This window comes from Streptomyces sp. PL-29 (assembly GCF_058344425.1).
On record NZ_CP136996.1, the window covers coordinates 1,615,511 to 1,629,256 of the forward strand.

General features: G+C 70.7%; 15 protein-coding genes. 4 read left to right on the top strand and 11 right to left on the bottom strand.

The window, feature by feature from the left end; genetic code table 11:
• Positions 1-173: 173 nt before the first annotated feature.
• From R4Z63_RS07400 to R4Z63_RS07435, 8 genes are all read right to left on the bottom strand, one after another.
• Positions 174-518 (bottom strand): metal-sulfur cluster assembly factor, encoded by a 345-nt coding sequence (locus R4Z63_RS07400; protein ID WP_030027092.1) that lies wholly within the window; start codon positions 516-518, stop codon positions 174-176.
• Positions 515-976 (bottom strand): Fe-S cluster assembly sulfur transfer protein SufU, encoded by a 462-nt coding sequence (gene sufU / locus R4Z63_RS07405; RefSeq protein WP_030846233.1) that lies wholly within the window; start codon positions 974-976, stop codon positions 515-517. The genes R4Z63_RS07400 and sufU overlap by 4 nt, the downstream gene beginning before the upstream one ends.
• Positions 977-998: 22 nt before the next feature.
• Positions 999-2,255, bottom strand: a complete 1,257-nt coding sequence (locus R4Z63_RS07410; protein WP_030846237.1) for a cysteine desulfurase — start codon at positions 2,253-2,255, stop codon at positions 999-1,001.
• Positions 2,252-3,016: a Fe-S cluster assembly ATPase SufC gene (gene sufC / locus R4Z63_RS07415; RefSeq protein ID WP_030846240.1), complete on the bottom strand. Its 765-nt coding sequence runs from the start codon at positions 3,014-3,016 to the stop codon at positions 2,252-2,254. Before sufC ends, R4Z63_RS07410 begins: the two co-directional genes overlap by 4 nt.
• A gap of 7 nt (positions 3,017-3,023) precedes the next feature.
• The gene (locus R4Z63_RS07420; RefSeq protein ID WP_030027083.1) at positions 3,024-3,341 is read right to left on the bottom strand and encodes a bifunctional 3-phenylpropionate/cinnamic acid dioxygenase ferredoxin subunit; all 318 of its coding nucleotides are present in this window, start codon (positions 3,339-3,341) and stop codon (positions 3,024-3,026) included.
• Entirely contained in the window at positions 3,341-4,552 is a 1,212-nt protein-coding gene (gene sufD / locus R4Z63_RS07425) for a Fe-S cluster assembly protein SufD (RefSeq protein WP_037930113.1), read from the bottom strand. Before sufD ends, R4Z63_RS07420 begins: the two co-directional genes overlap by 1 nt.
• Before the next feature lie 71 nt (positions 4,553-4,623).
• On the bottom strand, positions 4,624-6,039 hold the full coding sequence (sufB, locus tag R4Z63_RS07430) for a Fe-S cluster assembly protein SufB (RefSeq protein WP_037930110.1): 1,416 nt from the start codon (positions 6,037-6,039) through the stop codon (positions 4,624-4,626).
• The gene (locus R4Z63_RS07435; protein WP_384454293.1) at positions 6,036-6,797 is read right to left on the bottom strand and encodes a helix-turn-helix transcriptional regulator; all 762 of its coding nucleotides are present in this window, start codon (positions 6,795-6,797) and stop codon (positions 6,036-6,038) included. The genes sufB and R4Z63_RS07435 overlap by 4 nt, the downstream gene beginning before the upstream one ends.
• A 396-nt stretch (positions 6,798-7,193) precedes the next feature.
• Here R4Z63_RS07435 and R4Z63_RS07440 point away from each other — a divergent pair, with 396 nt between their 5' ends.
• The 4 genes from R4Z63_RS07440 to R4Z63_RS07455 all read left to right on the top strand — a co-directional run bounded on the left by R4Z63_RS07440 (position 7,194) and on the right by R4Z63_RS07455 (position 11,080).
• Positions 7,194-8,120, top strand: a complete 927-nt coding sequence (locus tag R4Z63_RS07440) for an ABC transporter ATP-binding protein (protein ID WP_037930104.1) — start codon at positions 7,194-7,196, stop codon at positions 8,118-8,120.
• Complete coding sequence (locus tag R4Z63_RS07445) at positions 8,117-8,884, top strand: ABC transporter permease (protein ID WP_037930101.1); 768 nt, start codon at positions 8,117-8,119, stop codon at positions 8,882-8,884. The genes R4Z63_RS07440 and R4Z63_RS07445 overlap by 4 nt, the downstream gene beginning before the upstream one ends.
• A gap of 68 nt (positions 8,885-8,952) precedes the next feature.
• Entirely contained in the window at positions 8,953-10,086 is a 1,134-nt protein-coding gene (locus R4Z63_RS07450; protein ID WP_384454298.1) for a hypothetical protein, read from the top strand.
• Positions 10,087-10,120: 34 nt separating this feature from the next.
• Positions 10,121-11,080, top strand: a complete 960-nt coding sequence (locus R4Z63_RS07455; protein ID WP_052031355.1) for a COX15/CtaA family protein — start codon at positions 10,121-10,123, stop codon at positions 11,078-11,080.
• Between the two features lie 30 nt (positions 11,081-11,110).
• Here the strand turns inward: R4Z63_RS07455 and R4Z63_RS07460 are convergent, their stop codons facing one another.
• From R4Z63_RS07460 to R4Z63_RS07470, 3 genes are all read right to left on the bottom strand, one after another.
• The gene (locus tag R4Z63_RS07460) at positions 11,111-12,211 is read right to left on the bottom strand and encodes an amidohydrolase family protein (protein ID WP_384454301.1); all 1,101 of its coding nucleotides are present in this window, start codon (positions 12,209-12,211) and stop codon (positions 11,111-11,113) included.
• A 128-nt stretch (positions 12,212-12,339) separates the two neighbouring features.
• Positions 12,340-12,699, bottom strand: coding sequence for a hypothetical protein (locus R4Z63_RS07465; protein WP_236647869.1), 360 nt, complete (start codon positions 12,697-12,699; stop codon positions 12,340-12,342).
• A 24-nt stretch (positions 12,700-12,723) separates the two neighbouring features.
• Positions 12,724-13,671, bottom strand: a complete 948-nt coding sequence (locus R4Z63_RS07470; protein ID WP_078557166.1) for a heme o synthase — start codon at positions 13,669-13,671, stop codon at positions 12,724-12,726.
• Between the last annotated feature and the right edge of the window lie 75 nt (positions 13,672-13,746).

Here is a 13,746-nt window from a genome sequence, read left to right on the forward strand (position 1 = left end):
CATCGATGCGTACACCCGTACACACGAAGGCGGCCGCACGCCCCGACCGACCGCCGCAAGGACGGCCCTCCGGGAGCACGGCCCTCCGAGCCGGGACACAGCCGGGGACCCGGAAAGCAGCGAGGTCCCCCGGCACGGGCGTGCCGGGGGACCTCCTGTGCGAGCGGGGTGGTTCAGACGTTGAAGCCGAGCGCGCGGAGCTGCTCGCGGCCATCGTCCGTGATCTTGTCGGGGCCCCACGGCGGCATCCAGACCCAGTTGATCCGGAGTTCGTTGACGATGCCGTCCGTCGCGGACTTCGCCTGGTCCTCGATGACGTCCGTCAGCGGGCAGGCCGCCGAGGTCAGGGTCATGTCGAGGGTGGCGATGTTCGCGTCGTCGATGTGGATGCCGTAGATCAGGCCCAGGTTGACGACGTCGATGCCCAGCTCGGGGTCGACGACGTCGTAGAGGGCCTCACGGACCTCCTCCTCGGTGGCCGGCTTGGTCGACGCCTCGGGCGTCGCGTTCTCGGTCATGCCGTCTTCCTCTCCGCGTCGCCCAGAGCCTGGGCGGTCGCGTCCTTCCACGCCATCCAGCTCAGCAGGGCGCACTTCACACGGGCCGGGTACTTGGAGACGCCGACGAACGCGACCGCGTCCTCCAGCACCTCCTCCATGGCCTCGTCGGGCTCGATCTTGCCCTTGGACTGCATCATCTCCAGGAACACGGCCTGGATCTTCTGCGCCTCGGCCAGTTCCTTGCCCACGAGCAGCTCGTTCAGCACGGAGGCACTGGCCTGGCTGATGGAGCAGCCCTGGCCCTCGTAGCTGACATCCGTCAGCTTCTCACCGTCGTACTTCACGCGCAGCGTGATCTCGTCGCCGCACGTCGGGTTGACGTGGTGCACCTCGGCGTCGCCGTCGCGCAGGCCACGACCGTGCGGGTGCTTGTAGTGGTCCAGGATCAGTTCCTGGTACATCGAATCCAGCTTCACTGCGTCCTCGTCGCCTCGTCCGTCAGCCGAAGAAGTTCCGTACGTGCTCCAGCCCGTCGACCAGCGCGTCGACGTCGGCCGGAGAGGAGTACAGGTAGAAAGACGCTCGCGTCGTCGCCGGAATTCCGTAGCGCAGGCAGACGGGACGCGCGCAGTGGTGTCCCACGCGGACCGCGATGCCCTGCTCGTCCAGCACCTGGCCGACGTCGTGCGGGTGGATGTCGCCGAGCACGAAGGAGATCGCGGCTCCGCGGTCCTCGGCCGTGGTCGGGCCGATGATCCGCAGGTCAGGCACCTCTGCGAGGCGCTTGATCGCGTACTCGGTGATCGCGTGCTCGTGCGCGGCGATCTTGTCCATGCCGATCGAGGTCAGGTAGTCCACGGCCGCGCCGAGGCCGACGGCCTGGGCAATCGGGGGCGTGCCCGCCTCGAACTTGTGCGGCGCGGGGGCGTAGGTCGAGGCGTGCATCGACACGGTCTCGATCATCTCGCCGCCGCCGAGGAACGGAGGCAGGTCCTCCAGGAGCTCCTGGCGGCCCCACAGGACGCCGATGCCCGTCGGTCCGCACATCTTGTGACCGGTGAAGGCCACGAAGTCGGCACCGAGTGCCTGCACGTCCAGGGGCATGTGCGGGGCAGCCTGGGAGGCGTCGATCAGCACCAGCGCGCCCACGTCCTGGGCGCGCCGGACGATCGCCTCGACCGGGTTGACCGTGCCCATGATGTTGGAGACCAGCGTGAAGGAGACGATCTTCGTCTTCTCCGTGATGACCTCTTCGATGTCGGACAGGTCGAGCCGGCCGTCGTCGGTGAGGCCGAACCACTTCAGCTTCGCGCCGGTGCGCTGCGCGAGCAGCTGCCACGGCACGATGTTGGAGTGGTGCTCCATCTCCGTGATGGCAATCTCGGTCTCGCGGTCGACCCGGTAGGGCTCGTCCGCCCAGCCGAGCATGTTCGCGACCAGGTTGAGCGACTCCGAGGCGTTCTTGGTGAAGATCACCTCATCGCGGCTCGGCGCGTTGATGAAGGCGGCGACCTTGTCGCGGGCGCCCTCGTACAGCGCCGTGGCCTCCTCTGCGAGCACGTGCACGCCGCGGTGGACGTTCGCGTTGTGCTGCTCGTAGTACTCGTTCAGCGCGTCGAGCACCTGGCGCGGCTTCTGCGAGGTCGCGGCGTTGTCCAGGTAAACGATCTTCTTCCCGTCGTGGACCACACGATCCAGCAGGGGGAAGTCCTTGCGGATCGCCTCGATGTCGAGGAGGCCAGGCAGCTGTGTCACGCGGTCGCGCCACCCTTCACGTACTTGTCGTAGCCCTCGTTCTCCAGCTGGTCGGCGAGCTCGGCGCCACCGGACTCGGCGATGCGGCCGTTCGCGAACACGTGCACGAAGTCGGGCTTGATGTAGCGCAGGATGCGCGTGTAGTGGGTGATCAGCAGGGTGCCGACCTCACCGGTCTCGCGGACGCGGTTGACGCCCTCGGAGACGATGCGCAGGGCGTCGACGTCGAGGCCCGAGTCGGTCTCGTCGAGGATCGCGATCTTCGGCTTCAGAAGCTCCAGCTGGAGGATCTCGTGGCGCTTCTTCTCACCGCCGGAGAAGCCCTCGTTGACGTTGCGCTCGGCGAAGGCCGGGTCCATCTGGAGCTGCTCCATCGCGGACTTGACCTCCTTCACCCAGGTGCGCAGCTTCGGCGCCTCGCCGCGGATGGCGGTGGCGGAGGTGCGCAGGAAGTTGGAGACCGAGACGCCGGGGACCTCGACCGGGTACTGCATGGCGAGGAAGACGCCGGCGCGGGCGCGCTCGTCGACGGACATCTCCAGGACGTCCTCGCCGTCGAGGGTCACCGTGCCGCCGGTGATCGTGTACTTCGGGTGCCCGGCGAGGGAGTACGCCAGCGTGGACTTGCCGGAGCCGTTCGGACCCATGATGGCGTGCGTCTCACCCTGCTTGACGGTGAGGTCGACGCCCTTGAGGATCTCGCGGGCGCCGTTCTCGGCCTCGACGGAGACGTGCAGGTCGTGGATTTCAAGCGTTGCCATGGATACCTCAGGACTCCTGGGTGAGGGAGACGAGCACGTCGTCCCCTTCGATCTTTACGGGGTATACGGGGACGGGGCGCGTCGCGGGCAGACCGGAGGGCTTTCCGGTGCGCAGGTCGAAGGCCGACCCGTGCAGCCAGCACTCGATCATGCAGTCCTCGACCTCGCCCTCCGAGAGCGAGACGTTCGCGTGCGAGCAGATGTCGTTGATGGCGAACACCTCCCCGTCGGTGGAGACGATGGACACCGGCGTACCGTCGAGCTCCACCCGCTTGGGGGTGTTCTCCTCCAGCTCGCTCAGCGCGCAGGCCTTGACGTAGTTCATCAGACGGAACCCTGGAGCTCGGCCTCGATCTTGGAGATCAGTCGCTCCTCGATGTCGTCGACACCGATCTGCTGGACGAGCTCGGCGAAGAAGCCGCGGACGACCAGGCGGCGGGCCTCGTCGGCCGGGATGCCACGGGCCTGCAGGTAGAAGAGCTGCTCGTCGTCGAAGCGGCCGGTCGCGGAGGCGTGTCCGGCACCGACGATCTCGCCGGTCTCGATCTCCAGGTTCGGCACGGAGTCGACCCGCGCGCCGTCGGTGAGGACGAGGTTGCGGTTCATCTCGTACGTATCGGTGCCCTCGGCGCTCTTCTCGATGAGCACGTCGCCGATCCAGACGGCGTGGGCGTCCTGCCCCTGCAGGGCGCCCTTGTAGACCACGTTCGACGTGCAGTGCGGCGCGTCGTGCGTGACCAGGAGGCGGTGCTCCTGGTGCTGGCCCGCGTCCGTGAAGTACAAGCCGAGCATCTCGGCCTCGCCGCCGGGGCCGGCGTAGGTGACGCGCGGGTGCAGGCGGACGAGGTCGCCGCCGAAGGTGACAACCACGGACTTGAAGCTCGCGTCGCGGCCGATGAGGGCGTTGTGCTGCGAGGTGTGGACGGCGGTGTCGTCCCAGTCCTGGACGGACACGAAGGTCACCTTGGCGCCGTCGCCGACGAGGAGGTCCACGTTGGCGGCGCGCACGCCGTCGCCGGTGTGGTCGATCACGATGATCGCCTCGGCGAAGGGCTTCACGTCGAAGACGGTGTGGCCGAAGGTCGTGCCGCCCTCACCGTGCAGGGCGACCCGGATCGGCTCGGTGAGCACGGTCTCCTTCGGCACGGTGACGACCGTGGCCTTGGCGAAGGAGGAGAAGGCCTGTGCGGCGACGCGGTCGACGGGGGTGCCGGCCTTGCCGATCCGCTCGTCGCCGCGCTCCACGGACTCGACGATGACGCCCTCGGGGGCGTCGATCTGGGCCTTCATGGTGCCGTCCGCGACCGCTGTGCCGTCGTGCAGGCCCCGGAGGCGGGCGAGCGGGGTGAACCGCCACTCCTCCTCACGGCCGTGCGGAACCGGGAAGTCGGCCACGTCGAAGGACGGGGGCGCGCTCATCCGGGTGGCGACGGTGGATTCGGCGGCCACCGCGATCGCGCCGGCGGTGGTGGAGCCCGCCGCGGGGGTACCGCCCTGAACCGTCAGGTTCTTGGGGGCGTTCTGAGCCTCAGCCATGGCTGTCGTCTTGCTCTCTTCCTACGTCTACAGAATCGTCGAGGTGCTGCGGTGCTCGGGCGGTCGGTGGGTCAGCCGACCGAGCCCTCCATCTGCAGCTCGATCAGCCGGTTGAGCTCCAGCGCGTACTCCATGGGCAGCTCCTTCGCGATCGGCTCGACGAAGCCGCGCACGATCATGGCCATGGCCTCGAACTCGGTGAGGCCGCGCTGCATGAGGTAGAAGAGCTGGTCGTCGGAGACCTTGGAGACGGTCGCCTCGTGGCCCATCGTCACGTCGTCCTCGCGGACGTCGACGTACGGGTACGTGTCCGAGCGGGAGATCGTGTCCACGAGCAGCGCGTCGCACAGCACATTGGACTTGGAACCGGCGGCGCCCTCGCCGATCTCGACCAGACCGCGGTAGGAGGTGCGGCCACCGCCACGGGCCACCGACTTGGAGACGATGTTCGAGGAGGTGTTCGGCGCCATGTGGACCATCTTGGAGCCGGCGTCCTGGTGCTGTCCCTCGCCCGCGAAGGCGATGGACAGGGTCTCGCCCTTGGCGTGCTCGCCCATCAGGTACACGGCCGGGTACTTCATGGTGACCTTGGAACCGATGTTGCCGTCGATCCACTCCATGGTCGCGCCCTCGTACGCCACGGCGCGCTTGGTGACCAGGTTGTAGACGTTGTTCGACCAGTTCTGGATCGTCGTGTAGCGGCAGCGGCCGCCCTTCTTCACGATGATCTCGACGACGGCGCTGTGCAGGGAGTCCGAGGAGTAGATCGGGGCGGTGCAGCCCTCGACGTAGTGGACGTAGGCGTCCTCGTCGACGATGATCAGCGTCCGCTCGAACTGGCCCATGTTCTCCGTGTTGATGCGGAAGTAGGCCTGGAGCGGGATGTCCACGTGGACACCCTTGGGGACGTAGATGAACGAGCCGCCGGACCACACCGCGGTGTTCAGCGACGCGAACTTGTTGTCGCCGACCGGGATGACCGTGCCGAAGTACTCCTGGAAGAGCTCCGGGTGCTCCTTGAGCGCGGTGTCCGTGTCGAGGAAGATCACGCCCTGCTCCTCCAGGTCCTCACGGATCTGGTGGTAGACGACCTCGGACTCGTACTGGGCCGCGACACCGGCGACGAGGCGCTGCTTCTCCGCCTCCGGGATGCCGAGCTTGTCGTACGTGTTCTTGATGTCCTCGGGCAGGTCCTCCCAGGAAGCGGCCTGCTTCTCGGTGGAGCGCACGAAGTACTTGATGTTGTCGAAGTCGATGCCCGAGAGGTCGGAGCCCCACATCGGCATGGGCTTCTTGTCGAACAGCCTCAGGCCCTTGAGGCGGAGGTTCAGCATCCACTCCGGCTCGGACTTCTTCGCCGAGATGTCGCGGACGACGTCCTCGGACAGACCCCGCTTGGCGGCGGCACCGGCCGCGTCGGAGTCGGCCCAGCCGTATTCATAGGTGCCCAGGCCATCGAGCTCAGGGTGAGCGGTCTCCGTGGTCATGCGGGGTTCCTCCCGGCCGTACTTGCAGATACTGATGTGTCGGTCTGTGTGGTGCCCGCGCTGCGCGGAATGAACGTCGTGCACACTCCGTCGCCATGGGCGATCGTGGCGAGGCGCTGCACGTGCGTCCCGAGCAGGCGTGAGAAGACCTCGGTCTCCGCCTCGCAGAGCTGCGGGAACTGCTCGGCCACGTGGGCGACCGGGCAGTGGTGCTGGCAGAGCTGTTCACCGCTGTGCGGACCGGGAGCGCTCTTCGCCGTAGCAGCGTACCCGTCCTGCGTCAACGCCTTGGCAAGGGCCTCCGCGCGACCCCCGGGGGCGGCCGCCTCGACGGCCTCCCGGTAGGTCTGCGCCTGCGCTTCCATCCGGGCCTTGGCGAAGGCGGCGACGGCCGCCTCGCCCTGCTCGCCGCCGCCGACGGACTGCGCGATCCAGCGCAGGGCGTCCGCGGCGAGCGTGTCGTAGGACTGGTCGAAGGCGTCGCGGCCGCAGTCGGTGAGCGCGAAGACCTTGGCGGGCCGACCCCGGGTCCGCGCTCCGTACACACGCCGCTCACGGGCTTCGACCACGTCGTCGGCGACGAGCGTGTCGAGGTGGCGGCGGACGGCGGCCTGGGTGAGGCCGAGGCGCTGCGCGAGGTCGGCGACGGTGGACGGGCCGTGGTCCAGGATCGAGCGCGCCACCCGGTTGCGGGTTGACCGCTCCCCGGTGGTGAGCTCCCCCTGGGGGGCCTCGTTCTGCCGTTCGCCGTATTTCACAACGCCATTGTTGCGTAATTAACCGAGCTCGGACAAGCCGTGACGGACGCCACGCCTGGTGGCCTCCATCACTAAGGGTTACCTTATTTATCTACGGAGAGTTATTCGGAAGAGATTATTCCGAATGGCTCCCGTTGTTGCTCCGGGGCCGCCGCGCGGCTCCCACCAGCACGCACGCACCCCCGGCCGGCCCGGGCGTCCGGCCCGCCGGCACGGGGAGAAGATCACCGAAACCGGATCGGCCGCGCCTGTCCGCCGGGCTGGAAAAAGCCGTGTCCGCCAGCTCTGCCCGCGCATCCCGGGCGTCCGGCACCCCACCGCTCCGGCACCCGGGGGCCCGGCTCCCGGCCACCCGGCACCCGGGGCCCTGCCCGCAGCTCCGTAGACTCACCCACCATGAGCAACGACCCCGCCGTGGAGATCCGCGGACTGGTGAAGCGGTACGGCGCCAAGACCGCGGTGGACGGGCTGGACCTCACCGTCCGCAGGGCCTCCGTCACCGCGGTCCTCGGTCCCAACGGCGCGGGCAAGACCACCACGGTGGAGACCTGCGAGGGCTACCACCGCCCCGACGCCGGCACCGTCCGCGTCCTCGGCCTGGACCCGGTGACCCAGGCCGAGGCGCTGCGCCCGCGGACCGGCGTGATGCTCCAGTCCGGAGGCGTCTACTCCGGGGCCCGCGCCGTCGAGATGCTGCGCCACATGGCCAAGCTGTACGCGCACCCGCTCGACCCCGACGTCCTGGTGGAACGCCTCGGCCTGGGCAGCTGCGGCCGCACCCCCTACCGGCGGCTCTCCGGCGGCCAGCAACAGCGCCTGGCCCTGGCCATGGCCGTCGTGGGCCGCCCCGAGCTGGTCTTCCTCGACGAGCCCACCGCCGGCCTGGACCCGCAGGCCCGCCGTGCCACCTGGGACCTCGTACGGGAGCTGCGCGCCGACGGGGTCACCGTCGTCCTCACCACCCACCACATGGACGAGGCCGAACAGCTCGCGGACGAGGTCGCCATCGTGGACGCGGGCCGGGTCATCGCCCACGGCAGCCCCGAGCAGCTGTGCCGCGGCGGCGCCGAGAACACCCTGCGTTTCACCGGTCGCCCCGCCCTGGACCTCCCCTCTCTGCTGAAGGCGCTGCCCGACGGCACCCAGGCGGCCGAGGTCACCCCGGGCGTCTACCGGGTGACCGGCGAGGTGGACCCGCAGCTGCTGGCCACCGTCGCCTCCTGGTGCGCACAGAACGGTGTGATGCCCGACAGCCTGTCGGTGGAGCGGCACACCCTCGAAGACGTCTTCCTGGAACTGACCGGTAAGGAGCTGCGCGCATGAGCGCCGGTACGTTCACCCCCCGCCCGGGGGCCGCGCCCGTGTCCCGCATGATCCTCGCGCAGACGGCGCTGGAGACCCGGATGCTGCTGCGCAACGGCGAGCAGTTGCTGCTCACCGTGATCATTCCGGCGCTGCTCCTGGTGCTGTTCTCCGCCGTCGACATCGTCGACACGGGTGCCGGGGAATCGGTGGACTTCCTCGCCCCCGGCATCCTCGCCCTCGCCGTGATGTCCACCGCGTTCACCGGCCAGGCCATCGCCACCGGCTTCGACCGCCGCTACGGCGTGCTCAAGCGGCTCGGGGCCTCCCCGCTGCCGCGCTGGGCTCTGATGGCCGCCAAGACCCTCTCGGTGCTGGTCACCGAGGTGCTGCAGATCGCCCTGCTGACGGCGATCGCCCTCGCGCTGGGCTGGTCCCCGCAGGGGGACCCGCTGTCGGTCGCCGCGCTGGTCCTGCTGGGCACCGCCGCCTTCTCGGGGCTCGGACTGCTGATGGCCGGGACCCTGAAGGCAGAAGCCACCCTGGCCGCGGCCAACCTGGTGTTCCTGCTGCTGCTGGTCGGCGGCGGGGTGATCGTGCCGATGGAGAAGTTCCCGGGCGCCGTTCAGTCCGTCCTGGGGCTGCTGCCCATCTCGGCCCTCTCCAACGGTCTGCGCGAGGTGCTCCAGCAGGGAGCGGCGCTGCCGTGGGGTGACGCGGCCGTGCTCACGGCCTGGGCCGTACTCGGTCTGGGCGCCGCCGCGCGCCTCTTCCGCTGGGAATGAAACCCTTTCCCTCGCGGCGGCGCAGCCGCGAGGATGGGCGCCTCCACACATGAAGCCGGGGGGCGGACATGGTGCAGCGGGAGGCCGTTCTTCGGCTGGACGAGCGGTGGGCGCGGGTGCGGGCGGGGGTCGCACAGGCGGAGCCGGCGGAGCAGGAGGGGCTCCTCGACGAGCTGATCGGGGCCCTGCGCGCGCTCACCGACGACCCCGAGTGCACCGCGCTGCTGGGGCTGCGCCTCGCCGACCGGGCGGCCCTGCGGTTCGCCGCGGGGGACCGCGCGGGCGCCCTCGCCACCATCGAGGAGGGTCTGCGCAGTTCCGAACGCGCCGCCCGGCACACCCCGGAGTACGCCCGTTGGTACGCCCGCGGGCTGATCAACCACGGGGTGTGGCTGGCCTGGCCGCTGAGCGACGCGGACCGGCTGCCGCGGCACCCGCTGGGCGCGGCCGCCGACCAGGGCCCCAGCGCCATGGAGCGGGCCGCCGGCGAGCGCGCCCGGGACCTCACCCGTACCGCGGTGGAGGTCTGGGCCGGACTGGACCAGCGGGATCCGGTCAACCGGCAGGGCCTCGCCCAGGCCAAGGTGTTCCTCGGGGACCGCCTCGCCGAGCTGGGCCTCACCGAGGACGCGGTGGCCTGGGCCGTGGACGCGGAGGCCGACTTCCGCCGGCTGCTCCTGGCCGATCCCGCCGCGGAGGAGGCCGAGGCCGCCGAAGAGGCCCTCGACCACATCGGCCGCCAGCTGGAGCTGCGCCTGCGCTACCTGGCCTTCGACGAGCTGGTGGGCCTGCGCACACGGGGCCTGCTGCCCGAGCGGCTGCTGCCCCGGGCCGTGGTGGCCGCCCGCATCCGGTCGGTGGAGGAGCCCGAGATCGCATCCCGGCTGCACCTCGGCGCCGAGCAGGTGCGCACGATGCTGGAGGTCACCCCCTGGCTCGCGGTGTGGCGCTTCGACGTCCGCGGCGCCGACGGGTTGTGGCACGCGCTCCCGCACCCCTGGCGCGGTGCCACGGAGGTGCGGAACCGGACGGCCCAGGACGTCGCATCCTCCCTGGTACGCGGCTTCACGCTGTCGCCGGACCATCCGGGCGACGCCGCGCACTGGCGGGTGCTGCTCTGGTGGCACGAGGAGGGCGACCCCGCCGGGGCCAGGTTCCGGCTGCTCTCCGCCCCCGACGCACCGCCCCCCACCCCCTCGTGAAAGTTTGCACAAGGGGTCGCCTACGATATGGGGCGTGTTGAACCCCCTCGCATTCATCGCCAGCCGCTGGACCCCGTCACCCCGGATCGTCCGGCGGGCCGCGCTCGCCGCGCTCGTCATGAGCGTGGCCATCGTCGTCACCGGCGGCGCGGTGCGACTGACCGGATCCGGTCTCGGCTGCGACACCTGGCCCAAGTGCACCGACGACAGCCTGATCGTGACGCAGGAGCAGGGCTTCCACGGCGCCATCGAGTTCGGCAACCGGATGCTGACGTACGTGCTCTGTGCCGCCGTCGGCTGGGTGATCCTCGCGGCGCGCTCGGCCGAGCCCTGGCGCCACTCGCTGACCAGGCTCGGCTGGCTCCAGTTCGCCATCGTGATGAGCAACGCCGTGCTCGGCGGCATCACCGTGCTGACGGGCCTCAACCCCTACAGCGTGGCCGGGCACTTCCTCCTCGCCACCACGCTGATCGCGGTGACGACCCTCACCTGGCAGCGCGCCGGCGAGGGCGACACCGCCCCCCGCCCGCGCGTCCCCGGCCCGGTGGGCAAGCTGTCGTGGGCCCTGATCGCCAGCACCCTCGTGCTGATCGCCGCGGGCACGGTGGTCACCGGCTCCGGCCCGCACGCCGGCGACAGCAGCGAGATCAAGCGGATGCCCTTCGACTGGGAGGTCACCGCGCACGTGCACGCGATCGCCGCCTGGCTGGTCTGCGCGCTGGCCGTCGCGATGTGGCTGGTGCTGCGCGTGGTCGACGCACCCGCCGACACCCGGGCGCGCGCCCGCGACCTGCTGCTCGTCCTGCTCGCCCAGGGCGGCATCGGCTACGTGCAGTACTTCACCGACGTGCCCGAGGTCCTGGTCGCCGTGCACATGCTGGGCTCCTGCCTGGTGTGGGTCGCCGTGCTCCGGCTGGCCCTGAGCCTGCGGGAACGGCCGGCCACCGAAGCGGGCACACCCGCTCCCGCGGACGCCCGGCTCTCCACCGTCTGAGCCGTCCCGGCCGTCCGCTCCGGGCCGTCCTCACGGCTGGTCCAGCCGATAGACGCGGCGGGCGTTGCCCGCCGCGACCATGGCCGCCACCCGCTCCGCGTCCCGCCAGGACCAGGACCCCTCGGCGACCCAGCCGCCCAGCACCCGGGCCAGCGCCTCGCGGAACACCAGGGCGCCCACCGCGTGCAGTTCGGGCAGCCGCCGCCCCCCGCTGGAGAACAGCACCTTCCCGAACGGGGCGAGCTCCAGCAGCTCGGCCAGGACCGCCGCGGCCCGCGCCCCGGTCCGCCCCAGGCCCGCGCCGGCGTCGGCGTAGACGTGCGGGAAGGCCTCCGCGAGCCGCGCCGTGTGCCGGTGGTGCGGATATCCGCCGAGCAGCACCAGCCGGGTGCCGAAACCCGCGGTGGCCCGTACGAATCCGGTCAGCACCGCGGGATCCCCCGCGCCCGTGTGCAGTTGGAGCGGCAGCCCGGACGCCACCGCGCTCCAGAGCAGGTGCCGCAGGAGTACGGGGTCCGCCACGGCTCCCCCGCGCGGCCGCCCGGCCAGCCAGCGTCCGGCCGCTCCGCGCACCTCTCCCGGACCGGGCGGATCGGAATCCAGGCCCGTGCCCTGCGCGCCGTCGGGACGGGCCGGGGTCGCGGAGCAGGCAAAGGCCGCGGCACCCGAGGCAGCGTGGTGGATCGCCTCGGCCAGATTGGCGAGGAAGGCGGCCACCGTCCCGGAGGTGTCGGCGACCTGTTCGGCCAGTGACTCCAGCCGTACGGTCTCGAAGGCCTCGGCGTCGGCGGCGAGCGCCATCTCCTTGGGCGCGGTGAGGTCCTCGGCCGGGCCGGCGGCGACCAGGTAGGCGGCGACCCCGGACCCCCGCAGCAGCCGCCGCGCGGACTCGGCCGGGCCCAGCTCGCGGCGCCGGGCCAGATAGCGGGCGGGGGCGGCGTGCGGCTCCAGCCCCAGCAACGGCGGGCACCAGCGGCGGACCGCGAAACCGGTCTGGGTGTCGAAGAAGGTGGTGCCGGCGGCGGGCGGGCCGGCCGAGCGGATCAGCTGGGCCTCGAAGGTGCCCAGGCCCAGCTCCGTACGGAGGACTCCGTGGCAGTACTGGTCCACCAGGGGCGGCGTTTCGATCATCCGGGCATCCCGTTGCGGACGTGGGGAAGGCGCTTCCACACGTCCTAACGGGTGAGCGGGGTGTGAGGTGTTGCTCGGGCTGTTGACCGAGGGCGCACGCCGGCGCCCCGGATGCCGGTCCGGGCCGGTCAGGCCGCCGGGTTCGGGGTTCCGCCGAGCTGGAGGCCGGCCATCCGCGACCACTCGTACGGGCCCGTCCGCACGCGCGCGGCGAACTCCCCGTCGAACTCGTCGTGGAGGGTCAGCCCGGCCTTCTGAGCGGCCAGCTGCGCCACCGCGAAGGTCGGGGCCACCAGGTCGCCCCAGCCGCCGTCCGTGCCCACGAGCACGATGCGGGTGCCGGCCTGGCCGATGTGGGCGAGCTGGCCCTCGGCGCCGCCGTGCTGCTTGGCGAAGGCGCCGATCTGCCGGGCCAGCTTCGCGGCCGTACGGTCCTGCTTCTTGTCCGCGGCGCCTGCGGCGGCCGCGGTGTCTGCGGTGTCTCCCATGGAAGCCATGCTACCGGCGAGTAATCAACGGAGGAAGGGATCCACGGCCACCGCCACGAACAGCAGCGACACATAGGTGATCGACCAGTGGAACAGGCGCATCTCCTTGAGCTTCGCGCCCGTCACGCCCGCCTTGGCCCGCGCGTGCAGCGCGTGCGCCTCCCACAGCCACCAGCCGCCGGCCAGCAGCGCGACCGAGGTGTAGAACCAGCCGGTGTACCCCAGCGGGGTCAGCAGCAGCGAGACGCCGACCATGACCCAGCTGTAGAGGACGATCTGGCGCGCGACGACCTTGTTGCCGGCGACGACCGGGAGCATCGGCACGCCGACGCGCGCGTAGTCGTCGGCCACCTTCATCGACAGCGGCCAGTAGTGCGGCGGCGTCCAGAAGAAGATGACGAGGAAGAGGATGACGGCGGCCCAGGAGACCTCGTTGCGGACCGCGGACCAGCCGATGAGCACCGGCAGGCAGCCCGCGATGCCGCCCCAGACGATGTTCTGGGTCGTGCGCCGCTTCAGCAGCATCGTGTAGACGACCACGTAGAAGAGGAGCGCGCCGAGGGAGAGCGCGGCCGACAGCCAGTTGACGAGCAGGCCGAAGAACAGGGTGGAGACCACGCCGAGCGTGATGCCGAAGACCAGGCACTCCCGCGGGCTGACCATGCCGGTCACCAGCGGGCGCTGGGAGGTCCGGTCCATCAGCGCGTCGATGTCGCGGTCGATGTACATGTTCAGCGCGTTGGCGCCGCCCGCGGACAGGTAACCGCCGACGCAGGTCACCAGGACCAGCCACAGCGACGGCACGCCCTGCTCCGCGAGGAACATGACCGGCACTGTGGTGATCAGCAGAAGTTCGATGATCCGCGGCTTGGTCAATGCCACGAAAGCCATGACGCGGGTCCCGAACGGCCGGTGACCGGGGCTCGTCCCGAGCACCCCCGCTGGACGGGATTCGACGGCCGTCACGCACACCCCTGAGAGAGAATCCAGCAAGCTCCGACTCGGGCCCTTCACACCATGAAGGCCCGGTTAAGGCTTGCGCGTACC

Excerpts from the sequence above, each read along its gene's own strand:
- R4Z63_RS07445 (WP_037930101.1), top strand. The coding sequence starts at position 8,117 with ATGAGCGCCGGTACGTTCACCCCCCGCCCGGGGGCCGCGCCCGTGTCC.
- R4Z63_RS07450 (WP_384454298.1), top strand. The coding sequence starts at position 8,953 with ATGGTGCAGCGGGAGGCCGTTCTTCGGCTGGACGAGCGGTGGGCGCGG.
- R4Z63_RS07440 (WP_037930104.1), top strand. The coding sequence starts at position 7,194 with ATGAGCAACGACCCCGCCGTGGAGATCCGCGGACTGGTGAAGCGGTAC.
- R4Z63_RS07400 (WP_030027092.1), bottom strand. The coding sequence starts at position 518 with ATGACCGAGAACGCGACGCCCGAGGCGTCGACCAAGCCGGCCACCGAG.
- R4Z63_RS07465 (WP_236647869.1), bottom strand. The coding sequence starts at position 12,699 with ATGGGAGACACCGCAGACACCGCGGCCGCCGCAGGCGCCGCGGACAAG.
- sufD (WP_037930113.1), bottom strand. The coding sequence starts at position 4,552 with ATGGCTGAGGCTCAGAACGCCCCCAAGAACCTGACGGTTCAGGGCGGT.
- sufB (WP_037930110.1), bottom strand. The coding sequence starts at position 6,039 with ATGACCACGGAGACCGCTCACCCTGAGCTCGATGGCCTGGGCACCTAT.
- R4Z63_RS07460 (WP_384454301.1), bottom strand. The coding sequence starts at position 12,211 with ATGATCGAAACGCCGCCCCTGGTGGACCAGTACTGCCACGGAGTCCTC.
- sufC (WP_030846240.1), bottom strand. The coding sequence starts at position 3,016 with ATGGCAACGCTTGAAATCCACGACCTGCACGTCTCCGTCGAGGCCGAG.
- R4Z63_RS07420 (WP_030027083.1), bottom strand. The coding sequence starts at position 3,341 with ATGAACTACGTCAAGGCCTGCGCGCTGAGCGAGCTGGAGGAGAACACC.